23 protein-coding genes and 4 tRNA genes are annotated in these 25691 nt (G+C 67.5%); 23 read left to right on the top strand and 4 right to left on the bottom strand.

Annotated features, from left to right (window positions below):
- Positions 1-56: 56 nt before the first annotated feature.
- Genes paaD through paaA form a run of 4 tightly spaced genes read right to left on the bottom strand, consistent with a single transcriptional unit; the run spans position 57 to position 2689 of the window.
- Positions 57-554 (bottom strand): 1,2-phenylacetyl-CoA epoxidase subunit PaaD, encoded by a 498-nt coding sequence (gene paaD / locus M6I34_RS10505; RefSeq protein WP_272485630.1) that lies wholly within the window; start codon positions 552-554, stop codon positions 57-59.
- Positions 551-1339 (bottom strand): 1,2-phenylacetyl-CoA epoxidase subunit PaaC, encoded by a 789-nt coding sequence (gene paaC, locus M6I34_RS10500; RefSeq protein WP_272485629.1) that lies wholly within the window; start codon positions 1337-1339, stop codon positions 551-553. The genes paaD and paaC overlap by 4 nt, the downstream gene beginning before the upstream one ends.
- Positions 1340-1353: 14 nt before the next feature.
- On the bottom strand, positions 1354-1647 hold the full coding sequence (paaB, locus tag M6I34_RS10495; RefSeq protein ID WP_272485628.1) for a 1,2-phenylacetyl-CoA epoxidase subunit PaaB: 294 nt from the start codon (positions 1645-1647) through the stop codon (positions 1354-1356).
- Between the two features lie 34 nt (positions 1648-1681).
- Entirely contained in the window at positions 1682-2689 is a 1008-nt protein-coding gene (gene paaA / locus M6I34_RS10490; RefSeq protein WP_272485627.1) for a 1,2-phenylacetyl-CoA epoxidase subunit PaaA, read from the bottom strand.
- 172 nt (positions 2690-2861) lie between these two features.
- Here paaA and M6I34_RS10485 point away from each other — a divergent pair, with 172 nt between their 5' ends.
- From M6I34_RS10485 to rplB, 23 genes are all read left to right on the top strand, one after another.
- Positions 2862-4010: a mandelate racemase/muconate lactonizing enzyme family protein gene (locus M6I34_RS10485; protein ID WP_272485626.1), complete on the top strand. Its 1149-nt coding sequence runs from the start codon at positions 2862-2864 to the stop codon at positions 4008-4010.
- A 53-nt stretch (positions 4011-4063) separates the two neighbouring features.
- Positions 4064-4149 (top strand) — tRNA-Tyr (locus M6I34_RS10480).
- Between the two features lie 118 nt (positions 4150-4267).
- Positions 4268-4341, top strand: a tRNA-Gly gene (locus M6I34_RS10475).
- A gap of 43 nt (positions 4342-4384) precedes the next feature.
- A tRNA-Thr gene (locus M6I34_RS10470) sits at positions 4385-4459 on the top strand.
- Between the two features lie 93 nt (positions 4460-4552).
- Positions 4553-5743, top strand: coding sequence for an elongation factor Tu (gene tuf / locus M6I34_RS10465; RefSeq protein ID WP_272485615.1), 1191 nt, complete (start codon positions 4553-4555; stop codon positions 5741-5743).
- Between the two features lie 18 nt (positions 5744-5761).
- Positions 5762-5837 (top strand) — tRNA-Trp (locus M6I34_RS10460).
- Between the two features lie 15 nt (positions 5838-5852).
- Positions 5853-6236 (top strand): preprotein translocase subunit SecE, encoded by a 384-nt coding sequence (gene secE, locus M6I34_RS10455; RefSeq protein WP_272485625.1) that lies wholly within the window; start codon positions 5853-5855, stop codon positions 6234-6236.
- Positions 6237-6770, top strand: coding sequence for a transcription termination/antitermination protein NusG (gene nusG, locus M6I34_RS10450; protein WP_272485624.1), 534 nt, complete (start codon positions 6237-6239; stop codon positions 6768-6770).
- 154 nt (positions 6771-6924) lie between these two features.
- Positions 6925-7356 carry a 50S ribosomal protein L11 gene (rplK, locus tag M6I34_RS10445; RefSeq protein ID WP_272485623.1) on the top strand — a complete coding sequence of 144 codons (432 nt, stop codon included), beginning with the start codon at positions 6925-6927 and terminating at the stop codon, positions 7354-7356.
- A complete protein-coding gene (gene rplA, locus M6I34_RS10440; protein WP_272485622.1) occupies positions 7357-8067 on the top strand; it encodes a 50S ribosomal protein L1 in 711 nt (236 codons plus the stop codon).
- Positions 8068-8419: 352 nt separating this feature from the next.
- Positions 8420-8950 carry a 50S ribosomal protein L10 gene (gene rplJ / locus M6I34_RS10435; protein ID WP_272486655.1) on the top strand — a complete coding sequence of 177 codons (531 nt, stop codon included), beginning with the start codon at positions 8420-8422 and terminating at the stop codon, positions 8948-8950.
- 69 nt (positions 8951-9019) lie between these two features.
- A complete protein-coding gene (gene rplL / locus M6I34_RS10430) occupies positions 9020-9403 on the top strand; it encodes a 50S ribosomal protein L7/L12 (RefSeq protein ID WP_272485621.1) in 384 nt (127 codons plus the stop codon).
- 194 nt (positions 9404-9597) lie between these two features.
- A complete protein-coding gene (gene rpoB, locus M6I34_RS10425) occupies positions 9598-13719 on the top strand; it encodes a DNA-directed RNA polymerase subunit beta (protein WP_272485620.1) in 4122 nt (1373 codons plus the stop codon).
- Positions 13720-13753: 34 nt separating this feature from the next.
- Positions 13754-17992 (top strand): DNA-directed RNA polymerase subunit beta', encoded by a 4239-nt coding sequence (gene rpoC / locus M6I34_RS10420; RefSeq protein ID WP_272485619.1) that lies wholly within the window; start codon positions 13754-13756, stop codon positions 17990-17992.
- Between the two features lie 217 nt (positions 17993-18209).
- Positions 18210-18587: a 30S ribosomal protein S12 gene (gene rpsL, locus M6I34_RS10415; protein WP_272485618.1), complete on the top strand. Its 378-nt coding sequence runs from the start codon at positions 18210-18212 to the stop codon at positions 18585-18587.
- 211 nt (positions 18588-18798) lie between these two features.
- Entirely contained in the window at positions 18799-19269 is a 471-nt protein-coding gene (gene rpsG / locus M6I34_RS10410) for a 30S ribosomal protein S7 (RefSeq protein WP_272485617.1), read from the top strand.
- Positions 19270-19296: 27 nt separating this feature from the next.
- Positions 19297-21402: an elongation factor G gene (fusA, locus tag M6I34_RS10405; protein ID WP_272485616.1), complete on the top strand. Its 2106-nt coding sequence runs from the start codon at positions 19297-19299 to the stop codon at positions 21400-21402.
- 55 nt (positions 21403-21457) lie between these two features.
- Complete coding sequence (gene tuf, locus M6I34_RS10400; protein ID WP_272485615.1) at positions 21458-22648, top strand: elongation factor Tu; 1191 nt, start codon at positions 21458-21460, stop codon at positions 22646-22648.
- Between the two features lie 99 nt (positions 22649-22747).
- On the top strand, positions 22748-23080 hold the full coding sequence (gene rpsJ / locus M6I34_RS10395; RefSeq protein WP_272485614.1) for a 30S ribosomal protein S10: 333 nt from the start codon (positions 22748-22750) through the stop codon (positions 23078-23080).
- A gap of 178 nt (positions 23081-23258) precedes the next feature.
- A complete protein-coding gene (gene rplC, locus M6I34_RS10390) occupies positions 23259-23930 on the top strand; it encodes a 50S ribosomal protein L3 (protein WP_272485613.1) in 672 nt (223 codons plus the stop codon).
- Between the two features lie 12 nt (positions 23931-23942).
- Complete coding sequence (rplD, locus tag M6I34_RS10385; RefSeq protein WP_272485612.1) at positions 23943-24575, top strand: 50S ribosomal protein L4; 633 nt, start codon at positions 23943-23945, stop codon at positions 24573-24575.
- Positions 24572-24868: a 50S ribosomal protein L23 gene (gene rplW / locus M6I34_RS10380; protein WP_272485611.1), complete on the top strand. Its 297-nt coding sequence runs from the start codon at positions 24572-24574 to the stop codon at positions 24866-24868. The genes rplD and rplW overlap by 4 nt, the downstream gene beginning before the upstream one ends.
- Positions 24869-25687, top strand: coding sequence for a 50S ribosomal protein L2 (gene rplB, locus M6I34_RS10375; RefSeq protein ID WP_272485610.1), 819 nt, complete (start codon positions 24869-24871; stop codon positions 25685-25687).
- Positions 25688-25691 lie beyond the last annotated feature (4 nt).

Below are 25691 nucleotides of genomic sequence, written 5' to 3'. Positions count from 1 at the left end.
TCGGCTCGTCGGGCTCGGGGTCGATGGGGCTCGAAGCGTCAGCAGGGCTCGAAGCGTCAGTACGGCTTGAAGTAGTCGAAGGGCTCGCGGCAGGCGAGGCAGCGATAGTGCGCCTTGCACGGCGTCGATCCCCAGCGGCTCACCATCTCGACCTCGGCGCTGCCGCAGCGCGGGCAGGCGGGCGGCGTTCGTGCGCCGCAGCCCGCCGAGCAGGCTGGCGGCGCGATGCCGTAGTCGCGCAGCTTGCGCCGCGCGTCCTCGCCGATCCAGTCGGTGCTCCAGGCAGGGGAAAGCACGGTGCGCACCCGCGCGTCGGGGAAGCCCGCCGCGTCGAGCGCCTCGCGCACCTGCGCGGCGATCGCCTCGGTGGCCGGGCAGCCGCTGTAGGTCGGGGTGAGCAGCACCAGCGGGGAGCCGTCCTCGAGCACGACGTCGCGCAGGATGCCGAGGTCGGCCAGCGTGACGACCGGGATCTCGGGGTCGGGAATCGCCCCGACGATCGCCCGGACCGCGGCCAGCCGTCCGGCCTCGACCTGGTCGGCGACGCCGCTCACCAGGTCGCTTCCGGATGCGCGCGGGCGAGCGACTGCATCTCGGCCAGCAGGTAGCCCAGGTGCTCGCCGTGCAGGCCGCGCTTGCCGGTGCTCAGGAACGCGCTGTCCCCGGGCCAGCGAAGCGTCGCCTCGCCGGCCAGCGCCCGCATCCTGGCCAGCCAGGGCTCGCGCAGCGCCGCGCAATCGGCTCCCAGGCCGCTCGCGGCAGCCTCCTCGTCGAGCGAATCGGCAGCGAACCACTCGTTCGCGTAGGGCGCCAGCGAGTCGAGCGCGCGCTGGGCGCGGGCGTGCGACTCCTCGGTGCCGTCGCCGAAGCGGACCGTCCAGTCGGCTGCGTGCTCGAGGTGGTAGCGCGCCTCCTTCAGCGACTTGGCGGCGATCGCGGCCAGCTCCGCGTCGGTCGACGCGGACAGCCTCTCCCAGAGCTCGACCGCCCACGTCGAGTACATCGCGTTGCGCACGATCGTGAACGCGTAGTCGGGCTCGCCCGCTCCGGCCGAGGCCACACCGCTGTTCGGCAGCTCGAGCATCGTGAAGTTGCGGAACTCGTGCACGTCTCGGAAGTACGCGTAGCGGTCCTCGCTCGCGTCGCCGCCGGCCAGCGTCGCCGCGTGCTGGTACAGCAGCCGGGCCTGGCCGAGCAGGTCCAGCGCGATGTTGGCCAGCGCCAGGTCCTCCTCGAGCACCGGTCCGTGGCCGCACCATTCGGACAGGCGGTGCGAGAGCACCAGCGGGCTGTCGGCCAGCCTGAGCAGGTACTCGATGTGTCGTTCGCGGGGGATCATTGCGCCTCGGCTCCTCACATGTGGCCCACTTCGTCGGGCAGCACGTAGAAGGTCGGGTGCCGGTAGATCTTGTCGGCCATCGGCTCGAAGTAGGAGTCCTTGTCCTCGGGCGCCGACGCGGTGATCGCCGCGGACGGCACCACCCAGATCGACACGCCTTCCTGGCGGCGCGTGTAGACGTCGCGCGCCATGCGCAGCGCCTGCTGCGCGTCGGCGGCGTGCAGGCTGCCGCAATGCTTGTGCTCGAGCCCCTGCTTGCTGCGGATGAAGACCTCCCACAGCGGCCATTCGTTCTTCGGATCGCTCATCCTCGTCTCCGGTCGATCGGTGTCGTTCGGTCGCTCAGGCGGCCTGCCGGCCGCGCTGCGCCCGCTTGCGCGCGTGCGCAAGCGCCGCCTCGCGGACCCAGGCGCCGTTCGCGTGGGCGCGCCGCCGGGTCTCCAGCCGTTCCCGGTTGCACGGGCCGTCGCCGTTGACCACGCGCCAGAACTCGCTCCAGTCGATCGGCCCGTGGTCGTAGTGGCCGCGCTCGGCGTTCCACTTCAGGTCGGGATCCGGGATCGTCAGCCCGAGCAGCTCGGCCTGGGGCACGGTCGCGTCGATGAACTTCTGGCGCAGGTCGTCGTTCGAGATCCGCTTGATCCCCCACTTCATCGTCTGCGCCGAGTGCACCGACTCGGCATCGCTCGGGCCGAACATCATCACGACCGGCCACCACCAGCGGTTCAGCGCCTCCTGCGCCATCGCCTTCTGCGCCGGCGTGCCGCGGCAAAGGGCCAGCATCAGCTCGTAGCCCTGCCGCTGGTGGAAGGACTCCTCCTTGCAGATCCGGATCATCGCCCGGGCGTAGGGGCCGTACGAGCAGCGGCACAGCGGGATCTGGTTCATGATCGCCGCGCCGTCGACCAGCCAGCCGATGCAGCCCATGTCCGCCCAGCCGAGCGCCGGATAGTTGAAGATCGACGAGTACTTGGCCTTGCCGGCGAGCAGCGCGTCTATCGTCTCGTCTCGCGACACGCCCAGCGTCTCGGCCGCCGAGTACAGGTACAGACCGTGGCCGCCCTCGTCCTGGACCTTGGCCAGCAGGATCGCCTTGCGGCGCAGGCTGGGCGCGCGGGTGATCCAGTTGCCCTCCGGCAGCATGCCGACGACTTCCGAGTGCGCGTGCTGCGAGATCTGGCGCACGAGCGTGCGCCGGTAGGCGTCGGGCATCCAGTCCTGGGGCTCGATCTTGCGGTCCGCCGCGATCGCGGCGTCGAAGGCGGCCTGCCTCGGGTCGCCGCCGGACGCATCGGCGTCGCCGGCGGGTTTTTCGGGTTGGCCGGGCAGGTCGATGGCCTGGGTATACATTTGCTCCTCCGGGGCGGGGGCTCGAGTCGGCGCGAGGGGGCGCTGGAAGAGCCCGGACGGAACGCGACTTTATAAGCCGACCGGTCGGTCAGTCAATCCTCGCGTGTCCGTCCGGTCGTTCCGCCCACCCGCCCAGGGCGTCCCGGCGCCTCACTTCGAAGGAGACGGAAGCTTGAAGATCACCGACGTGCGCGTGCACATGCTGCAGAGCCCGCTGGCCCAGCCCTTCGCCTTCTCGCAGGGATGGGTCGACCGGCGCTCGGCGACCCTGGTCGAGGTGAGCACCGATGCGGGCATCACCGGCTGGGGAGAGGCCTTCGCGCAGGGTCTGGAGCCGCCGCAGGTCGCTGCCGCGGCGATCGAGCACGCGCTGCGCCCGCTGGTCGTGGGCGCGGACCCGCTCGAGGTCGAGGTGCTCTGGCACCGGATGTATCACCAGACCCGCGACTACGGCCGCAAGGGGGCGGTGGTCGCCGCGATCAGCGCGATCGACATCGCGCTCTGGGACATCGCCGGCAAGCACTACGGCCAGCCGGTGCACCGGCTGCTCGGCGGCGCCTTCCGGCGCAGCGTCCAGCCCTACGCCACCGGCTTCTACCGGATACGCGGCCAGGGCGAGGCGGCACGCCTGGCCGAGGAGGCGCTCGCGCACTTCGAGGCCGGCTTCCGGCTGATGAAGGTCAAGCTCGGCTACGGCGTCGACGACGACATCGCGGTGATCCGCGCCGTGGCGCGGGCGGTCGAGGGCCGCGGCGTGACGCTGATGGTCGACACCAATCACGCCTACGGGAGGGCCGAGGCCCTGCGGCTGGGCCATGTGCTCGACGAGATGGACATGCGCTGGTACGAGGAGCCGGTGGCGCCCGAGGACGTCGACGGCTACTGCGAGCTGCGGGCGAAGCTGCGCACCCCGATCGCCGGCGGCGAGAACGAGCACACGCTGTACGGCTTCCGAGAACTGCTGGGCCGCCACGCTGTCGACGTGGCCCAGCCCGACATCGGCTCCTGCGGCGGCATCACCGGCGCGCGCCACATCGTCGCCCTGGCGCAGGCCCACGGCATCGAGGTGAACCCGCACGTGTGGGGCTCGGCGGTGGCGCAGGCGGCGTCGCTGCAGCTGATCGCGGCCCTGCCGGTCACGCACCACTCGGTGTTCGCCCGCGAGCCGGTGCTCGAGTACGACCGCTCCTCGCACCCGTTCCGCCGGGATCTGGTGGCCGAGCCGATCGACCTGCGCGACGGCCGGGTGCAGATTCCCCAGGGGCCGGGGCTGGGCATCGAGCTGCGCGCCGACACGCTGCAGCGCTTCCGGATCGCCTGAGCATCGGGCCAATTGACACGCCCTGCCGAACAGGACATAATCAGCGGTTCCCTGGAGGGGTGCCCGAGTGGCTAAAGGGGGCAGACTGTAAATCTGTTGGCTTACGCCTACGTTGGTTCGAATCCAACCCCCTCCACCAGGTTTTCTCCGGCATGCGCCGGCCTTCGTCGATCCGCAGGCAGTCGAGTCGCCCGATTCGGCTGAAAAGGTTCAGGCGCTGGCCTCGCGGGCCCGGGGAGCGCGGTGCGGCAGTCCGGGCGGGTGTAGCTCAATGGTAGAGCAGAAGCCTTCCAAGCTTACGACGAGGGTTCGATTCCCTTCACCCGCTCCATCCGGTCCGAGTCGTGCCGGGAATGCCCGGTTTGCAGGTTTTCGCCCATGTGGCTCAGTGGTAGAGCACTCCCTTGGTAAGGGAGAGGTCGCGCGTTCGATCCGCGCCATGGGCACCAGGAAAGTAGTCCGGATCTGCCGGGAAGGCCTGTCGGCCCGGCGCGATCCGATCGTCATACAGGCTGGCACCATCTCTAGTTCGGGAGTCTTGCATGGCTAAAGGAAAGTTCGAGCGTACGAAGCCGCACGTGAACGTGGGTACGATCGGTCACGTGGACCATGGCAAGACGACGCTGACGGCGGCGATCACGACGGTGCTGTCGAAGCAGTTTGGTGGCGAGGCCAAGGGTTACGACCAGATCGACGCGGCGCCGGAGGAGAAGGCGCGCGGGATCACGATCAACACGGCGCACGTGGAGTACGAGACGCAGAACCGTCACTACGCGCACGTCGACTGCCCGGGTCACGCTGACTACGTGAAGAACATGATCACGGGTGCGGCGCAGATGGACGGCGCGATTCTGGTGGTGTCGGCGGCCGACGGCCCGATGCCGCAGACGCGCGAGCACATTCTGCTGGCGCGTCAGGTGGGCGTGCCGTACATCATCGTGTTCATGAACAAGTGCGACATGGTCGATGATGCGGAGCTGCTGGAGCTGGTGGAGATGGAAGTCCGCGAGCTGCTGAGCAAGTACGATTTCCCGGGCGACGACGTTCCGATCATCAAGGGCTCGGCGCTCAAGGCGCTGGAGGGTGACGAGGGCGAGCTGGGCAAGCAGGCGATCATGCAGCTTGCCGAGGCGCTGGATACGTACATTCCGACGCCCGAGCGTGCGGTGGACGGGGCGTTCCTGATGCCGATCGAGGACGTGTTCTCGATTTCGGGCCGTGGCACGGTGGTGACGGGCCGGGTGGAGCGCGGGGTGATCAAGGTCGGTGAGGAGATCGAGATCGTCGGGATCAAGCCGACGGTGAAGACGACCTGCACGGGCGTGGAGATGTTCCGCAAGCTGCTGGACCAGGGCCAGGCTGGGGACAACGTGGGCGTGCTGCTGCGCGGCACGAAGCGCGAGGACGTGGAGCGTGGCCAGGTGCTGGCCAAGCCGGGTTCGATCACGCCGCACACGAAGTTCGAGTGCGAGGTGTACGTGCTGAGCAAGGAGGAGGGCGGGCGTCACACGCCGTTCTTCAACAACTATCGTCCGCAGTTCTATTTCCGCACGACCGACGTGACGGGCTCGGTGCAGCTGCCCGAGGGTGTGGAGATGGTGATGCCCGGGGACAACGTGAAGATGACGGTGACGCTGATTGCGCCGATCGCGATGGAGCAGGGCCTGCGCTTCGCGATCCGCGAGGGCGGCCGCACCGTCGGCGCCGGCGTCGTCGCCAAGGTCATCGAGTAAGAGAAGGCGAAGGACCACAGGGGTATAGCTCAACTGGCAGAGCGTCGGTCTCCAAAACCGAAGGTTGGGGGTTCGATTCCCTCTGCCCCTGCCATCCTCCGCTTCGAGCATGTCGAACCAGGCTGTTGAAACCGTAACCTCCGGCGCCGACCGGGCCAAGGTCGTCCTTGCGATCGCCGCCGTGGTGGCGGGCGTCGTGGGCTTCTATCTGCTCGCCCAGCAGCCGACGATCGTGCGCCTCGGCGCGGTGATCGCCGGCCTGCTCGTCGGCGGCGCGATCGCGTGGTTTTCCGGTCCCGGCCAGCGCTTCTTCGCCTTCGCGAAGGACTCCTGGAGCGAGACCCGCCGCGTCGTGTGGCCCACCCGCAAGGAAACCACCCAGGTCACGCTGACGGTCTTCGCCTTCGTTGTCGTGATGGCCATTTTCCTGTGGCTGGTCGACAAGGGCCTGGAGTGGGTCCTCTACGACCTCATCCTCGGCTGGAAGGACTGAATGTCGAAACGTTGGTATGTCGTGCACGCCTACTCCGGAATGGAGAAGAGCGTCGCGCGCGCCCTGAAGGAACGCATCGAGCGGGCCGGCATGTCCGACAGGTTCGGCCAGATCCTGGTGCCGACCGAAGAGGTCGTCGAGATCAAGGGCGGGCAGCGCAAGACCACCGAGCGCCGTTTCTTCCCCGGCTACGTGCTCGTCGAGATGGAGATGGACGACGACACCTGGCACCTGGTGAAGAACACCAACAAGGTGACCGGCTTCGTCGGCGGCGCGGGCAACCGTCCCACGCCGATTTCCGATCGCGAGGTCGAGAAGATCCTCGCCCAGATGCAGGAAGGCGTCGAGAAGCCCCGGCCCAAGACCCTCTTCGAGGTGGGCGAGATGGTCCGCGTCAAGGAAGGTCCGTTTACCGACTTCAACGGCAACGTCGAGGAAGTCAACTACGAGAAGAGCCGCCTGCGCGTCTCGGTCACGATCTTCGGTCGTGCCACGCCGGTCGAGCTCGAGTTCGGCCAGGTCGAGAAGGTCTGAGCCGTCCGGCGTTCCGGGCCCCGGCCCGGCGCGCCGTCTTTTCTGGTCGTGCCGCCTCGTGCGGCCGGCAAGCCGGAGAGATCCGGCGCAAGAGGAGCTCCAGTAGGGTCCCGGCCCGAACGGGCGTTATCACTCGTCAATCGGAGTAGCCAACATGGCGAAGAAGATCGTCGGCTTTGTGAAGCTGCAGGTTCCTGCAGGCAAGGCCAACCCCGCGCCGCCGATCGGCCCGGCCCTCGGCCAGCGCGGCCTGAACATCATGGAATTCTGCAAGGCGTTCAACGCCAAGACGCAGGGGCTGGAGCCCGGTCTGCCGATCCCGGTGGTGATCACCGCGTACGCGGACAAGAGCTTCACCTTCATCATGAAGACGCCGCCGGCCACGGTGCTGATCAAGAAGGCGGCGAAGATCGAGAAGGGCTCGCCGAAGCCCCACACCGACAAGGTCGGCTCGATCACCCGGGCGCAGGCAGAGGAAATCGCGAAGACCAAGATGCCGGATCTCACCGCCGCCGACATGGACGCCGCGGTCCGCACGATCGCCGGCTCGGCGCGCAGCATCGGCATCACGGTGGAGGGTCTGTAAATGGCGAAGCTTTCCAAGCGCGCGAAGGCGATCCGCGCCAAGGTCGATCGCCAGAAGGCCTACCCGCTGGCCGACGCGCTCACGCTGGTCAAGGAGTGCGCGGTCGCGAAGTTCGACGAGTCGATCGACGTCGCGGTGCAGCTCGGTGTCGACCCGAAGAAGTCCGACCAGGTCGTTCGCGGCTCGGTCGTGCTGCCGGCCGGCACCGGCAAGTCGGTCCGCGTGGCCGTCTTCACCCAGGGTGACAAGGTCGAGGCCGCCAAGGCGGCCGGCGCCGACATCGTCGGCATGGAAGACCTGGCCGAGCAGGTGAAGGCCGGCAACCTGAACTTCGACGTCGTCATCGCGTCGCCCGACGCGATGCGGATCGTCGGCACGCTGGGCCAGATCCTCGGTCCGCGCGGCCTGATGCCGAACCCGAAGGTCGGCACGGTCACGCCCGACGTCGCCACCGCGGTCAAGAACGCCAAGGCCGGCCAGGTCCAGTACCGGACCGACAAGGCGGGCATCATCCACGCGACCATCGGCCGCGCATCGTTCGACATCGAGCAGCTCGGCACGAACGTGCGCGCGCTGGTCGAGGCGCTGAACCGCGCCAAGCCCGCCAGCTCGAAGGGTGTCTACCTGCGCAAGGTGGCCGTTTCCAGCACGATGGGTGTCGGTGTCAAGGTCGACCCGGCAGCCTTCTCCGCGGCCGCGACGGCGGCCTGACGCGGGGAATTCAAGGAACTTTGGGCCGCCCGATCGAACCGGACCGCCGCGTGGGGACGCCCGCGCGGATGGCCGGCAGCTCGGGCGGGTTGTCAAAGACCGCAGGGGGATGCCCGTTCCGGGCTCCTTAATGCGTCGCGCGAGGCGGTCCGATTCGTCGGGCCGCGCACCCGGCGGCCCTGCGCAGATGGCGGTCCCGAAGCGAGAGTTTTGAAGGCCATCCGGCTCCCGGGCCGGGTTGCGAAGGAACTCACACTCGGTCGCCGTGTAGAAACGGGCGCCCGTGCCCGACCCCGCAGCTGCCCAGGCAGCGAACGGAAGAGGGTCGGGGCGTCCATACTGGAGCAAGACCGTGGCTCTCAATCGAGAAGAGAAAGCGGCAGTCGTCGCCGAAGTCTCCGCCGAAGTGGCGAAGGCCCAGGCGATCATCGTCGCCGAGTACCGTGGTCTGGAAGTCGGAGCGATCACCGCCCTGCGCAAGCAGGCGCGGGAGTCGGGCGTCTACCTGCGCGTTCTCAAGAACACGCTGGCGCGCCGGGCCGTCGCCGGCACGCCGTTCGAGAAGCTGTCCGACCAGATGGTCGGCCCGCTGATCTACGGCCTGTCGAGCGATCCGGTGTCGGCCGCCAAGGTGCTGAACGCCTTCGCCAAGGACAACGACAAGCTCGTGCTGAAAGGCGGAGCGATGCCCAACACCGTTCTCGATGCGAACGGCGTGAAGGCACTCGCCACCATGCCCAGCCGGGAAGAGTTGCTGGCGAAGCTGCTCGGCACGATGCAGGCGCCGATCGCGACCTTCGTCCGCACGCTCAACGAGGTTCCCGGAAGGTTCGTCCGCACCGTGGCGGCCGTCCGAGACCAGAAAGAGCAGGCGGGCGCCTGACGCGTTTCGCGCCAGGCAACCCGATTTCCAGATTCATCGCAACCCATTGATTCGTACGGAGTAAACAAAATGGCCCTGAACAAGGAAGAGATCCTCGACGCGATCGCCGGCATGTCGGTGCTCGAGCTGTCGGAACTGATCAAGCTGATGGAAGACAAGTTCGGCGTGTCGGCTGCTGCCGCCGCCGTCGCCGTCGCGGCCCCGGCCGCCGGCGGTGCCGCCGCTCCGGCTGCCGAAGAGCAGACCGAGTTCACCGTGATCCTCGGCGCCGCCGGCGAGAAGAAGGTCGAGGTGATCAAGGTCGTCCGTGCCGCCACCGGCCTGGGCCTGAAGGAGGCCAAGGACCTGGTCGACGGCGCGCCGAAGCCCGTCAAGGAAGGCATCAGCAAGGCCGACGCCGAGGCGCTGAAGAAGCAGCTCGAGGACGCCGGCGCGAAGGTCGAGCTCAAGTAATCCGAGCTCGCGCAGCGCTCAGCTTGCAAGCACTGCTTTCGCGGCGCCCGGACGCCGCCCGCCCGACGGGGTGGGCGGCTCCGGGTTTTCGCGTCTGCGCGCGGCACGCGGCATGCCGGTTCCACCCGAGCCGGCATTCCACGTTCTGCGCAGGAATCCCTGCCCCACTTGTCTGAACAAGACACGGAGTGTCCATGGCCACCGCTTCCAGTTACTCGTTCACCGAGAAAAAGCGCATCCGCAAGAGCTTCGCCAAGCGGCCCGTCGTGCTCGACGTGCCCTTCCTGCTGACCACGCAGATCGAGTCGTACGACCGGTTCCTGCAGGCCGACAAGCTCCCTGACCTGCGGGCCGACGAAGGCCTGCAGGCGGCCTTCAGGTCGATCTTCCCGATCGTGTCGCACAACGAGTTCGCGCGGCTCGAGTTCGTCAGCTACCAGCTCGGCGCGGCGCCCTTCGACGTCAAGGAGTGCCAGCAGCGCGGCCTGTCCTACTGCGCGCCGCTGCGCGCGCGCGTGCGCCTGGTCATCATGGACCGCGAGGCGGCCAAGCCGACCGTCAAGGAGGTGAAGGAGCAGGAGGTCTACATGGGCGAGATCCCGCTCATGACCGGCAACGGCTCCTTCATCGTGAACGGCACCGAGCGGGTCATCGTCTCGCAGCTGCACCGCTCGCCCGGCGTGTTCTTCGAGCACGACCGCGGCAAGACCCACAGCTCGGGCAAGCTGCTGTTCTCGGCGCGCATCATTCCCTACCGCGGCTCCTGGCTCGACTTCGAGTTCGACCCGAAGGACGTGCTGTTCTTCCGCGTCGACCGCCGCCGCAAGATGCCGGTCACGATCCTGCTCAAGGCGATCGGCCTGACGCCCGAGCAGATCCTCGCGCACTTCTTCGTCTTCGACAGCTTCCGCCTGATGGGCGAGGGCGGCCAGCTCGAGCTGGTGCCCGAGCGCCTGCGCGGCGAGATCGCCCGCTTCGACATCGCCGACAAGGACGGCAAGGTGATCGTCGCGAAGGACAAGCGGATCAACGCCCGCCACATCCGCGAGATGGAGACGGCCGGCATGAAGTACGTGTCGGTGCCCGAGGACTACCTCGTGGGCCGCACGCTGGCGCACAACGTCGTCGATCCCGAGACCGGCGAGATCGTGGCCAAGGCCAACGACGAGCTCACCGAGGAGCTGCTCGGCAAGCTGCGCGACGCGAACGTCCGCGAGATCCGCACGCTGTACACGAACGACCTCGACCAGGGCCCGTACATCTCGCAGACCCTGCGCACCGACGAGACCGCCGACCAGACCGCCGCGCGCATCGCGATCTACCGGATGATGCGCCCCGGCGAGCCGCCGACCGAGGACGCGGTCGAGGCCCTGTTCAACCGGCTGTTCTACAGCGAGGACGCCTACGACCTGTCGAAGGTCGGCCGGATGAAGTTCAACCGGCGCGTCGGTCGCGACGAGCTGACCGGCCCGATGACGCTGACCAACGAGGACATCCTCGCGGTCATCAAGATCCTGGTCGAGCTGCGCAACGGCCGCGGCGAGATCGACGACATCGACCACCTCGGCAACCGCCGCGTTCGCTGCGTCGGCGAGCTCGCCGAGAACCAGTTCCGCGCCGGCCTGGTGCGGGTCGAGCGGGCGGTCAAGGAGCGGCTCGGCCAGGCCGAGACCGAGAACCTGATGCCGCACGACCTGATCAACAGCAAGCCGATCAGCGCCGCCATCCGCGAGTTCTTCGGTTCGTCGCAGCTGTCGCAGTTCATGGATCAGACGAACCCGCTGTCCGAGATCACGCACAAGCGGCGCGTCTCGGCGCTGGGCCCCGGCGGCCTGACGCGCGAGCGCGCGGGCTTCGAGGTCCGCGACGTGCACCCGACCCACTACGGCCGGGTCTGCCCGATCGAGACGCCCGAGGGCCCGAACATCGGCCTGATCAACTCGCTGGCCCTTTACGCGCGCCTGAACGAGTACGGCTTCCTCGAGACGCCGTACCGCAAGGTCGTCGACGGCAAGGTCACCGATCACATCGACTACCTGTCGGCGATCGAGGAAGGCCGCTACGTGATCGCGCAGGCCAACGCCACGGTCGACGCCGAAGGCCGCCTGACCGGCGACCTGGTGTCGGTGCGCAAGGCGGGCGAGTCGGAGCTGACCTCGCCCGCGAACGTCGAGTACATGGACGTCGCGCCGTCGCAGATCGTGTCGGTCGCGGCCTCGCTGATCCCCTTCCTCGAGCACGACGACGCCAACCGCGCGCTGATGGGCTCGAACATGCAGCGCCAGGCGGTTCCCTGCCTGCGCCCGGAAAAGCCGGTGGTGGGCACCGGCATCGAGCGCACCTGCGCGGTCGACTCGGGCACCGTGGTCACCGCGCTGCGCGGCGGCGTGGTCGACTACGTCGACGCCAACCGGATCGTAGTCCGCGTCAACGACGAAGAGGCCGCCGCCGGCGAAGTCGGCGTCGACATCTACAACCTCATCAAGTACACGCGCAGCAACCAGAACACGAACATCAACCAGCGGCCGGTCGTCAAGAAGGGCGACGTGATCTCCGCCGGCGACGTCGTGGCCGACGGCGCCTCGACCGACCTCGGCGAGCTCGCGCTCGGCCAGAACATGCTGGTCGCGTTCATGCCCTGGAACGGCTACAACTTCGAGGACTCGATCCTGATCTCGGAGAAGGTGGTGTCCGACGACCGCTACACCTCGATCCACATCGAGGAGCTGTCGGTGCTGGCCCGCGACACCAAGCTGGGCGCCGAGGAGATCACCCGCGACATCTCGAACCTGTCCGAGCAGCAGCTCGGCCGGCTCGACGAGTCGGGCATCGTCTACATCGGCGCCGAGGTGCAGGCCGGCGACACGCTGGTCGGCAAGGTCACGCCGAAGGGCGAGACCCAGCTCACTCCCGAGGAGAAGCTGCTGCGCGCGATCTTCGGCGAGAAGGCCTCCGACGTGAAGGACACCTCGCTGCGCGTGCCCTCGGGCATGAGCGGCACCGTCATCGACGTGCAGGTCTTCACCCGCGAGGGCATCCAGCGCGACAAGCGCGCCCAGTCGATCATCGACGACGAGCTCAAGCGCTACCGCCTCGACCTGAACGACCAGCTGCGCATCGTCGAGAACGACGCGTTCTCGCGGATCGAGCGGCTGCTGGTCGGCAAGACCGTCAACGGCGGCCCGAAGAAGCTCGCCAAGGGCGCGGCGGTCACCGCCGAGTACCTGGCCGACCTCGACCGCTACCACTGGTTCGAGATCCGTCCGGCCGACGAGGTCGTGGCCACGCAGCTCGAGGCGATCAAGGAGTCGATCGAGCAGAAGCGCCATCAGTTCGACCTGGCCTACGAGGAAAAGCGCAAGAAGCTCACCCAGGGCGACGAGCTGCCCCCCGGCGTGCTGAAGATGGTCAAGGTCTACCTGGCGGTCAAGCGCCGGCTGCAGCCGGGCGACAAGATGGCCGGCCGCCACGGCAACAAGGGCGTCGTGTCCCGGATCGTTCCGGTCGAGGACATGCCCTGCATGGCCGATGGCACCCCGGTCGACATCGTGCTGAACCCGCTGGGCGTGCCGTCGCGGATGAACGTCGGCCAGATCCTCGAGACCCACCTGGGCTGGGCGGCCAAGGGCATCGGCCACCGCATCGACGCGATGCTGCGCCGGCAGACCCGGGCCGCCGACATGCGCAAGCTGCTCGAGCAGATCTACAACTCCAGCGGCCAGCGGGAAGACCTGGCGGGCATGTCCGACGACGAGATCCTCGAGCTCGCCGACAACCTGCGCAAGGGCGTGCCCTTCGCCACGCCGGTGTTCGACGGCGCCTCCGAGGAGGAGATCCGGCAGATGCTGGACATCGCCTACCCGGACGACGACGAGCGCACGAAGCTGATCGGCTTCACGCCGAGCAAGACCCAGGTGCGGCTGTACGACGGCCGCACCGGCGACGCCTTCGACCGCCCGGTCACCGTCGGCTACATGCACATGCTGAAGCTGCACCACCTGGTCGACGACAAGATGCACGCGCGCTCGACCGGCCCGTACTCGCTGGTCACCCAGCAGCCGCTGGGCGGCAAGGCGCAGTTCGGCGGCCAGCGCTTCGGCGAGATGGAGGTGTGGGCGCTGGAAGCCTACGGCGCCTCGTACATGCTGCAGGAGATGCTCACGGTCAAGTCCGACGACGTGACCGGTCGCACCAAGGTGTACGAGAACCTCGTCAAGGGCGAGCACACGATCGACGCCGGCATGCCCGAGTCGTTCAACGTGCTGGTCAAGGAAATCCGGTCGCTCGGCATCGACATGGATCTCGAGCGCAACTGAGGCCAACGCCCGATACAGGATTCAGGAGCAGCAAATGAAAGCGTTGCTTGATCTCTTCAAACAGGTCCAGGAAGAGGAACACTTCGATGCTATCCGCATCGGTCTGGCCTCTCCCGAGAAGATCCGTTCGTGGTCGTACGGGGAAGTGAAGAAACCCGAGACGATCAACTACCGCACGTTCAAGCCCGAGCGCGACGGTCTCTTCTGCGCCAAGATCTTCGGTCCGATCAAGGACTACGAGTGCCTCTGCGGCAAGTACAAGCGGCTGAAGCACCGCGGCGTCATCTGCGAGAAGTGCGGCGTCGAGGTCACGCTGGCCAAGGTGCGCCGCGAGCGGATGGGCCACATCGAGCTGGCCAGCCCGGTCGCGCACATCTGGTTCCTCAAGTCGCTGCCGTCGCGCCTGGGCATGGTGCTCGACATGACGCTGCGCGACATCGAGCGCGTGCTCTACTTCGAGGCCTTCGTCGTCATCGAGCCCGGCATGACTCCGCTCAAGCGCGCGCAGATCATGACCGAGGACGACTACAACGCGAAGCTCGACGAGTACGGCGACGAGTTCCGCGCGATGATGGGCGCCGAGGGCGTCCGTGAGCTGCTGCGCACGATCGACATCGACCGCGAGATCGAGACGCTGCGCCGCGAGCTCGAGGCCACCGGCTCCGAGGCTAAGATCAAGAAGATCGCCAAGCGGCTCAAGGTCCTCGAGGGCTTCCAGCGCTCGGGCATCAAGCCCGACTGGATGGTCATGGAGGTCCTGCCGGTGCTGCCGCCCGAGCTGCGCCCGCTGGTGCCGCTCGACGGCGGCCGCTTCGCGACCTCCGACCTGAACGACCTGTACCGCCGCGTCATCAACCGGAACAACCGCCTGAAGCGGCTGCTCGAGCTGAAGGCGCCCGAGATCATCGTCCGCAACGAAAAGCGGATGCTGCAGGAGGCGGTCGACTCGCTGCTCGACAACGGCCGGCGCGGCAAGGCCATGACCGGCGCGAACAAGCGCGCGCTGAAGTCGCTGGCCGACATGATCAAGGGCAAGGGCGGCCGCTTCCGCCAGAACCTGCTCGGCAAGCGCGTCGACTACTCGGGCCGCTCGGTCATCGTGGTCGGCCCGCAGCTCAAGCTGCACCAGTGCGGCCTGCCGAAGCTGATGGCGCTCGAGCTGTTCAAGCCGTTCATCTTCCACAAGCTGGAAACGATGGGCGTGGCCACCACGATCAAGCAGGCCAAGAAGTACGTCGAGAGCCAGGAGCCGATCGTCTGGGACATCCTCGAGGACGTCATCCGCGAGCACCCGGTCCTGCTGAACCGCGCGCCCACCCTGCACCGGCTCGGCATCCAGGCCTTCGAGCCGGTGCTGATCGAGGGCAAGGCGATCCAGCTGCACCCGCTGGTCTGCGCGGCGTTCAATGCCGACTTCGACGGCGACCAGATGGCGGTCCACGTGCCGCTGTCGCTCGAGGCCCAGCTCGAGGCGCGCGCGCTGATGCTCGCGTCGAACAACGTGCTGTTCCCGTCGAACGGCGAGCCGTCGATCGTCCCGTCGCAGGACATCGTGCTGGGCCTGTACTACACGACCCGCGAGAAGGTGAACGGCAAGGGCGAGGGCATGTACTTCGCCGACGTCGGCGAGGTCCAGCGCGCCTACGACAACGGCCAGGTCGAGCTCGGCACCAGGATCACGGTCCGGCTGGTCGAGTACTCGAAGGACCGCGAGACGGGTGAGGTCACCCCGAACCCGATCCGCGCCGAGACCACGGTCGGCCGCGCGCTGCTCTCCGAGATCCTGCCCAAGGGGCTGCCCTTCGCGCTGATGAACAAGGCGCTGAAGAAGAAGGAGATCTCGCGCCTGATCAACGCGTCGTTCCGCCGTTGCGGCCTGCGCGACACGGTCATCCTCGCCGACCAGCTGATGCAGAACGGCTTCCGGCTGGCCACCCGCGCGGGCATCTCGATCGCGATGGACGACATGCGCGTCCCGGCCCAGAAGGTCGAGATCCTGTCGGCCGCCGAGCACGAGGTCAAGGAGATCGAGCAGCAGTACACCTCCGGCCTGGTGACCCAGGGCGAGCGCTACAACAAGGTCGTCGACATCTGGGGCCGCGCCGGCGACATGGTCGGCAAGGCGATGATGGAGCAGCTTGCGACCGAGGACACCCTCGATCGCAAGGGCAACACGGTCAAGCAGGAGTCGTTCAACTCGATCTACATGATGGCCGACTCGGGCGCCCGCGGTTCCGCCGCGCAGATCCGCCAGTTGGCCGGCATGCGGGGCCTGATGGCCAAGCCGGACGGCTCGATCATCGAGACGCCGATCACCGCGAACTTCCGCGAGGGCCTGAACGTCCTGCAGTACTTCATCTCGACGCACGGCGCCCGCAAGGGCCTGGCCGACACCGCGCTGAAGACGGCCAACTCGGGCTACCTGACCCGCCGCCTGGTCGACGTGACCCAGGACCTGGTGGTCACCGAGGACGATTGCGGCACCAGCAACGGCGTCGCGATGAAGGCGCTGATCGAGGGCGGCGAGGTCATCGAGGCGCTGCGCGACCGCATCCTCGGCCGCGTCGCGGTGTCCGACGTCGTCGATCCCGAGTCGCAGGAGACCGTCTTCGAGGCGGGCACGCTGCTCGACGAGGACACGGTCGACGAGATCGAGCGCCTCGGCATCGACGAGGTGCGCGTGCGCACCCCGCTCACCTGCGAGACCCGCTACGGCCTGTGCGCCAAGTGCTACGGTCGCGACCTCGGCCGCGGCTCGCTGGTCAATTCCGGCGAGGCGGTCGGCGTCATCGCGGCGCAGTCGATCGGCGAGCCCGGCACGCAGCTCACGATGCGGACCTTCCACATCGGCGGCGCGGCCTCGCGGGCGGCGGTCGCCAGCTCGGTCGAGGCCAAGTCCAACGGCACGGTGCGCTTCACCGGCACGATGCGCTACGTCACGAACGGCAAGGGCGAGCAGATCGTCATCACCCGGTCGGGCGAGGTGGTCATCGCCGACGACAGCGGCCGCGAGCGCGAGCGCCACAAGGTGCCCTACGGCGCCACGTTGCTGGTCAGCGACGGCAAGGCGATCAAGGCCGGCACCCAGCTGGCCACCTGGGACCCGCTGACCCGCCCGATCATCACCGAGTACGCCGGCACGATCCGCTTCGAGAACGTCGAGGAGGGCGCCACGGTCGCCAAGCAGATCGACGAGGTCACCGGCCTGTCGACGCTGGTCGTCATCGACGCCAAGCGGCGCGGCACCACCCGCTCGGTGCGCCCGCAGGTCAAGCTGATCGACGAGAACGGCGAGGAGGTGAAGATCGCCGGCACCGACCACGCGGTCACGATCGGCTTCCCGGTCGGCGCGCTGATCACCGTGCGCGACGGCCAGGAAGTGAGTCGCGGCGAGATCCTCGCGCGGATCCCGCTCGAGTCCCAGAAGACCCGGGACATCACCGGCGGCCTGCCGCGGGTGGCCGAGCTGTTCGAGGCGCGCTCGCCGAAGGACGCCGGCATGCTGGCCGAGGTCACCGGCACCGTGTCGTTCGGCAAGGACACCAAGGGCAAGCAGCGGCTGGTCATCACCGACCTGGACGGCAACGCCCACGAGTTCCTGATCCCGAAGGACAAGAACGTGCTGGTCCACGACGGCCAGGTGGTCAACAAGGGCGAGATGATCGTCGACGGCCCGGCCGATCCGCACGACATCCTCAGGCTGCTCGGCATCGAGGCGCTCGCGCGCTACATCGTCGACGAGGTCCAGGACGTCTACCGGCTGCAGGGCGTCAAGATCAACGACAAGCACATCGAGGTCATCGTCCGGCAGATGCTGCGTCGCGTCCAGATCACCGATCCGGGCGACACCCCGTTCATCACCGGCGAGCAGGTCGAGCGCTCGGAGATGCTCGACGAGAACGACAAGGCGATCGCGAAGGACAAGCGGCCGGCCACGTACGCCAACCTGCTGCTCGGCATCACGAAGGCCTCGCTGTCGACCGACTCGTTCATCTCGGCGGCCTCGTTCCAGGAGACCACCCGGGTGCTGACCGAGGCGGCGATCATGGGCAAGCGGGACGACCTGCGCGGCCTGAAGGAGAACGTGATCGTCGGCCGCCTGATCCCGGCGGGCACCGGCCTTGCCTTCCACCGCGCCCGCCGCGCGAAGGAGCAGTCCGAGGCCCAGGAGCAGGCAGCCCTGGCGGCCGCCGAGGCCCTGTTCGCCCCGGTGACCGAGGACGAGACCGCCGGCGACGCCGGCGAGGGCGCGTCGCAGGGCGACGAGTCCTGATCCCCGCGGCGCGCCGGCCTCCGGGTCGGCGCGCCGCGACAGCTTCAACGGATACTTGCCCGATTCCGAAGTCCGGTCTATACTGGCGGGCTTTCCGGTAAGTCCGGAGGATGTTCATCGTTTTCGGTGCCCGATCCGCTCGCGGGGGCGACGAAAACAGGCCAGCGGCGCAATCGATCGCCGCCGCCAGTAAGGCGCAACACAAGGATCATTGCAGATGCCTACCATCAACCAGCTCGTGCGCATGGGCCGCGAGTCTGAAGTCGTCAAGAGCAAGAGCCCCGCGCTGCAGGACTGCCCCCAGCGTCGCGGCGTCTGCACCCGCGTCTACACGACCACCCCGAAGAAGCCGAACTCGGCGCTGCGGAAGGTCGCCAAGGTGCGGCTGACCAATGGTTTCGAGGTCATTTCGTACATCGGCGGCGAAGGCCACAACCTGCAGGAGCACTCGGTCGTGCTGATTCGCGGCGGCCGGGTGAAGGACCTGCCCGGTGTCCGTTACCACATCGTTCGCGGCTCGCTCGACCTCCAGGGGGTCAAGGACCGCAAGCAGGCCCGCTCGAAGTACGGCGCCAAGCGTCCCAAGAAGTCCTGATCGAAGTCTTTTCCGCAAGGGCGCGAGCCGTTTTTCGGGGCTCGCGCTCTTGCTTTTCGGGCGACGGGTGCCGCGGCCGCAGGGTCGTGGCGCTCGTGTCCAGTAAGCGGTCGCTCCCGGGCCCGCCTTCCGGCGGGGCGAGTCGGGCGGCCACGCCGGCGGGGCGCGTGGTGGGCGTCGCCGGCGAGCTGAATCCAGAGAGGTGATTCCCATGCCACGTCGTCGCGAAGTTCCCAAGCGTGAGATCCTGCCCGACCCGCTGTACGGCAGCGTCGAGGTCTCGAAGTTCGTCAACGTGCTGATGCTCGACGGCAAGAAGGCCGTGGCCGAGCGCATGCTCTACGGCGCCTTCGAGCAGATCCGCAGCAAGTCGGGCAAGGACCCGCTCGAAGTCTTCGGCCAGGCGCTGCAGAACACGCGCCCGATGGTCGAGGTCAAGAGCCGCCGCGTCGGCGGCGCCAACTACCAGGTCCCGGTCGAGGTGCGCCCCGTGCGCCGGCTGGCCCTGGCGATGCGCTGGCTGCGCGAGGCGGCCAAGAAGCGCGGCGAGAAGTCCATGGGCATGCGCCTGGCCAACGAGCTGATGGAAGCGTCCGAGAACCGCGGCGGCGCGGTCAAGAAGCGCGACGAGGTCCATCGCATGGCCGAGGCGAACAAGGCGTTCTCGCACTTCCGCTTCTGACGCCCCAACACCCCTAGAGAAGCAATCATGGCTCGCAAGACTCCCATCGAGCGGTACCGCAACATCGGTATCTCCGCTCACATCGACGCCGGCAAGACCACGACCACCGAGCGGATCCTGTACTACACGGGCGTCAACCACAAGCTCGGCGAGGTGCACGACGGCGCCGCGACGACCGACTGGATGGAGCAGGAGCAGGAGCGCGGCATCACGATCACGTCGGCCGCGGTCACCTGCTTCTGGAAGGGCATGGACCTGTCGCTGCCCGAGCATCGCATCAACATCATCGACACCCCGGGGCACGTCGACTTCACGATCGAGGTCGAGCGCTCGATGCGCGTGCTCGACGGCGCGTGCATGGTCTACTGCGCGGTCGGCGGCGTGCAGCCCCAGTCCGAGACCGTCTGGCGCCAGGCCAACAAGTACGGCGTTCCCCGTCTCGCGTTCGTCAACAAGATGGACCGGATGGGCGCGAACTTCTTCAAGGTCTACGACCAGATGCGCCTTCGCCTGAAGGCGAACCCGGTGCCCATCGTCGTGCCGATCGGTGCCGAGGAGAACTTCAAGGGCGTCGTCGACCTCCTGAAGATGAAGGCGATCATCTGGGACGAGGCCTCCCAGGGCATGAAGTTCGACTACGCCGACATCCCGGCCGAGCTCGTCGACACCTGCAAGAAGTGGCGCGAGAACATGGTCGAGGCTGCCGCCGAGGCCGACGAGGAACTGATGAACAAGTACCTCGAGGAGGGCGACCTCTCCGAGGGCCTGATCAAGCAGGGCCTGCGCAAGCGCACGATCGCCGGCGAGATCCAGCCGATGCTGTGCGGCACCGCGTTCAAGAACAAGGGCGTGCAGCGCATGCTCGACGCGGTCATCGAGTTCCTGCCCTCGCCGGTCGACATTCCGCCGGTCGCGGGCCACGACCTCGACGACGCCGAGATCGTCCGCAAGGCCGACGACGGCGAGAAGTTCGCGGCGCTGGCGTTCAAGCTGATGACCGACCCCTTCGTCGGCCAGCTGACCTTCATCCGCGTCTACTCGGGCGTCCTGAACTCGGGTGACACGGTCCTGAACTCGGTCAAGGGCAAGAAGGAGCGCATCGGCCGCCTGCTGCAGATGCACGCCAACAACCGCGAAGAGATCAAGGAAGTGCGCGCCGGCGACATCGCCGCGGCGGTCGGCCTCAAGGAGGTCACCACCGGCGAGACGCTGTCCGACGTGGATTCGCCGATCGTGCTCGAGCGGATGGAGTTCCCCGAGCCGGTGATCTCGCAGGCGGTCGAGCCCAAGACCAAGGCCGACCAGGAGAAGATGGGCATCGCGCTGGGCCGCCTGGCCCAGGAAGACCCGTCGTTCCGCGTGCGCACCGACGAGGAGTCGGGCCAGACCATCATCTCGGGCATGGGCGAGCTGCACCTCGAGATCATCGTCGACCGCATGAAGCGCGAGTTCGGCGTCGAGGCCTCGGTCGGCAAGCCGCAGGTCGCGTACCGCGAGACCATCCGCAAGACCTGCGACGAAGTCGAGGGCAAGTTCATCAAGCAGTCGGGCGGCCGCGGCCAGTACGGCCACGTCGTCCTCAAGCTCGAGCCCCTCGAGCCGGGCGGCCCGAACTTCGAGTTCGTCGACGCGATCAAGGGCGGTGTGGTGCCGCGCGAGTTCATCCCGGCGGTGCAGAAGGGCATCGAGGAAACCCTGCCCGCGGGCGTGCTGGCCGGCTACCCGGTCGTCAACGTCAAGGCCACGCTGTTCTTCGGTTCGTACCACGACGTCGACTCGAACGAGAACGCGTTCAAGCAAGCCGCTTCGATCGCGTTCAAGGACGGCATGCGCAAGGCCAGCCCGGTGCTGCTCGAGCCGATGATGTCGGTCGAGGTCGAGACGCCCGAGGACTACGCCGGCACGGTCATGGGCGACCTGTCCTCGCGGCGCGGCATGGTGCAGGGCATGGAAGACATGGTGGGCGGCGGCAAGGCGATCCGCGCCGAGGTCCCGCTGTCCGAGATGTTCGGCTACGCCACCACGCTGCGCTCGCTGACCCAGGGTCGCGCGACGTACACGATGGAGTTCAAGCACTACGCCGAGGCGCCGAAGAACGTCGCCGAGGCGATCATTTCGGCGCGCGCCAAGTAAGGCGCTGCACGGTAAACGGTTGATTCAAGACATTCGCTGAGAATCGGAGTTTCAGATGGCTAAAGGAAAGTTCGAGCGTACGAAGCCGCACGTGAACGTGGGTACGATCGGTCACGTGGACCATGGCAAGACGACGCTGACGGCGGCGATCACGACGGTGCTGTCGAAGCAGTTTGGTGGCGAGGCCAAGGGTTACGACCAGATCGACGCGGCGCCGGAGGAGAAGGCGCGCGGGATCACGATCAACACGGCGCACGTGGAGTACGAGACGCAGAACCGTCACTACGCGCACGTCGACTGCCCGGGTCACGCTGACTACGTGAAGAACATGATCACGGGTGCGGCGCAGATGGACGGCGCGATTCTGGTGGTGTCGGCGGCCGACGGCCCGATGCCGCAGACGCGCGAGCACATTCTGTTGGCGCGTCAGGTGGGCGTGCCGTACATCATCGTGTTCATGAACAAGTGCGACATGGTCGATGATGCGGAGCTGCTGGAGCTGGTGGAGATGGAAGTCCGCGAGCTGCTGAGCAAGTACGATTTCCCGGGCGACGACGTTCCGATCATCAAGGGCTCGGCGCTCAAGGCGCTGGAGGGCGACGAGGGCGAGCTGGGCAAGCAGGCGATCATGCAGCTTGCCGAGGCGCTGGACACGTACATTCCGACGCCCGAGCGTGCGGTGGACGGGGCGTTCCTGATGCCGATCGAGGACGTGTTCTCGATTTCGGGCCGTGGCACGGTGGTGACGGGCCGGGTGGAGCGCGGGGTGATCAAGGTCGGTGAGGAGATCGAGATCGTCGGGATCAAGCCGACGGTGAAGACGACCTGCACGGGCGTGGAGATGTTCCGCAAGCTGCTGGACCAGGGCCAGGCTGGGGACAACGTGGGTGTGCTGCTGCGCGGCACGAAGCGCGAGGACGTGGAGCGTGGCCAGGTGCTGGCCAAGCCGGGTTCGATCACGCCGCACACGAAGTTCGAGTGCGAGGTGTACGTGCTGAGCAAGGAGGAGGGCGGGCGTCACACGCCGTTCTTCAACAACTATCGTCCGCAGTTCTATTTCCGCACGACCGACGTGACGGGCTCGGTGCAGCTGCCCGAGGGTGTGGAGATGGTGATGCCCGGGGACAACGTGAAGATGACGGTGACGCTGATTGCGCCGATCGCGATGGAGCAGGGCCTGCGCTTCGCGATCCGCGAGGGCGGCCGCACCGTCGGCGCCGGCGTCGTCGCCAAGGTCATCGAGTAAGAAGAAAAAGGGGGGGAAGGGAGAAGGATCCCTTCTCTCCCCCCTCCCCGCCGTTCTTTAGTCCGCGGCGCCGCCGCACCGTTCTTTGGAAACCGAATCATGCAGAACCAGAAGATCCGCATCCGCCTGAAGGCCTTCGACTACCGCCTGATCGACCAGTCGGCCGCCGAGATCGTCGACACGGCCAAGCGCACCGGCGCGGTTGTCCGCGGTCCGGTGCCGCTGCCGACCCGCATCCAGCGCTTCGACGTGCTGCGCTCGCCGCACGTCAACAAGACCTCGCGCGACCAGTTCGAGATCCGCACCCACCAGCGGCTGATGGACATCGTGGACCCGACCGACAAGACGATCGACGCGCTGACCCGCCTCGACCTGCCGGCCGGCGTCGACGTGAAGATCTACGTGCAGCAGGCCGAAGGCTGGCGCGGCTGACAGGTTCCTCGCCGCCGCAACGGTTCGTTCAGGCACTGCTTGATCCGGACCGCTGCGGCGGGTTATAATTTTCGTTTTTCCGCCTCCGGGTCGTACTTCGATCGACGGCAGGCGGGACTTTCCTGCCCCGCAATGGGCACAGTCATCCGGCCAATCGCAGCCGGGATCGGAGCAAACAATGAGCCTTGGCCTTGTGGGACGCAAGGTCGGCATGATGCGCATCTTCACGGACGATGGCGATTCCATCCCCGTGACGGTGCTCGACGTGTCGAACAACCGCGTCACCCAGATCAAGACCGTCGACAACGACGGTTACAGCGCCGTGCAGGTGACCTACGGCGAGCGCCGTGCCACCCGTGTGACCAAGCCCCAGGCGGGACACTTCGCGAAGGCGGGTGTCGAGGCCGGCAGCATCGTCCGTGAGTTCCGGGTCGATCCGGCCGAGCTCGAGTCGCTGGCCCCGGGCGCCGTCGTGGCGGTGTCGATGTTCGAGCCGGGCCAGAAGGTCGACGTCCATGGCACGTCGATCGGCAAAGGCTTCGCCGGCACGATCAAGCGTCACAACTTCAATTCGGGTCGCGCCTCGCACGGCAACTCGCGTTCGCACAACGTTCCCGGTTCGATCGGCATGGCGCAGGATCCCGGCCGTGTCTTCCCGGGCAAGCGGATGTCGGGCCACCTCGGTGCCGTCTCGTGCACCGTCCAGAATCTCGAAATCGCGCGCGTCGACGCCGAGCGCGGCCTGCTGCTCGTAAAGGGCGCGGTCCCCGGCTCGCGCAACGGCGATGTCGTCGTCACGCCCACGGTGCGCAAGGCCGCCACCGGCAAGCGCGTGGCCGCCAAGGCGTAAGGAGCGCAGCGAATGGAACTGAAACTGCTCGACGCCCAGGGCCAGGCCTCGGCCAAGGTCGAGGCGCCGGACACGATCTTCGGACGCGACTTCAACGAGCCGCTCGTCCACCAGGTCGTCGTCGCCTACCAGGCGAACGCCCGCAGCGGCAACCGCGCGCAGAAGGACCGGAGCGCCGTCCGGCACTCCACCAAGAAGCCTTTCCGCCAGAAGGGTACCGGCCGCGCGCGCGCCGGCATGACCTCCAGCCCGCTGTGGCGTGGTGGCGGCAAGATCTTCCCGAACTCGCCCGACGAGAACTTCTCGCAGAAGCTCAACCGCAAGATGTACCGCGCAGGCGTCTGCTCGATCCTCTCGCAGCTCGCCCGCGAGGACCGCGTCGCGGTCATCGAGCCGATCGCGCTCGAGGCGCCCAAGACCAAGCTGCTGGCCGGCAAGCTGCAGGCCATGGGCCTGGGCGGCAAGGGCGACTCGGTGCTGGTCATCACCGACAACCTCGACGAGAACCTCTGGCTCGCGTCGCGCAACCTCGCGCACGTCCTGGTGGTCGAGCCGAAACATGCCGACCCGGTGTCGCTGGTGCACTTCAGCAAGGTGCTGATCACCCGTCCGGCGCTGGCCATGGTCCAGGAGATGCTGGGATGAATCAGGAGCGTTTGATGACGGTTCTCGTCGCGCCGGTCGTCTCCGAGAAGGCGACGCTGGTTGCGGAGAAGAACAACCAGGTGGCGTTCCGCGTGCTGCAGGACGCGACCAAGGACGAGATCAAGGCGGCGGTCGAGCTGCTGTTCAAGGTCAAGGTCGAATCGGTTCAGGTCCTGAACCAGAAGGGCAAGCAGAAGCGCTTCGGTCGCTTCAGCGGCCGGCGGCGCAATGTCCGCAAGGCCTATGTGAGCCTGATGCCTGGCCAGGAAATCAACTTCGCGGAGGCGATCTAAATGGCGGTCGTCAAGACTAAACCGACCTCGCCGGGCCGCCGGTCGATGGTCAAGGTCGTGACCCCGGGCCTCTGGAAGGGGCGTCCGGTCGATGCGCTCACCGAGTCCACCAAGCGTGGCTCGGGTCGCAACAACCTCGGGCACATCACGACCCGGCACCGCGGTGGCGGCCACAAGGCACACTACCGGATCGTCGATTTCCGTCGCAACAAGGACGGCATCCCGGCGAAGGTCGAGCGGCTCGAGTACGACCCGAACCGCAGCGCGCACCTCGCGCTGCTGGTCTACGCGGACGGCGAGCGCCGCTACATCCTGGCGCCGCGCGGCGTCACGCCGGGCGCGTCGCTGATGAGCGGCTCCGAGGCCCCGATCCGTCCGGGCAACACGCTGCCGATCCGCAACATCCCGGTCGGTTCGACGATCCACTGCATCGAGATGCTGCCCGGCAAGGGCGCGCAGCTCGCCCGCTCGGCTGGTACCTCGGCCCGCCTGCTGGCTCGCGAAGGCACCTACGCGCAGGTTCGCCTGCGCTCCGGCGAGATCCGCCGGGTGCACATCGAGTGCCGCGCCACGATCGGCGAGGTCGGCAACGAGGAGCACAGCCTGCGCACGATCGGCAAGGCCGGTGCCAACCGCTGGCGTGGCATCCGCCCGACGGTGCGCGGCATCGCGATGAACCCGGTCGACCACCCGCACGGCGGTCGCTCGAACGGCGGCGGTCATCCGCGTTCGCCCTGGGGTCAGCAGACCAAGGGCATGAAGACGCGTAGCACCAAGCGCACCGATTCGATGATCGTGCAGCGCCGCGGTCGCAAATAACAGG

Source organism: Zeimonas sediminis (genome assembly GCF_023721795.1).
GTDB classification, from domain to species: Bacteria; Pseudomonadota; Gammaproteobacteria; order Burkholderiales; family Burkholderiaceae_E; genus Zeimonas; species Zeimonas sediminis.
The sequence above is the reverse complement of the archived record's forward strand: the minus strand, read 5'-3'. Positions and strand labels throughout refer to the sequence as shown.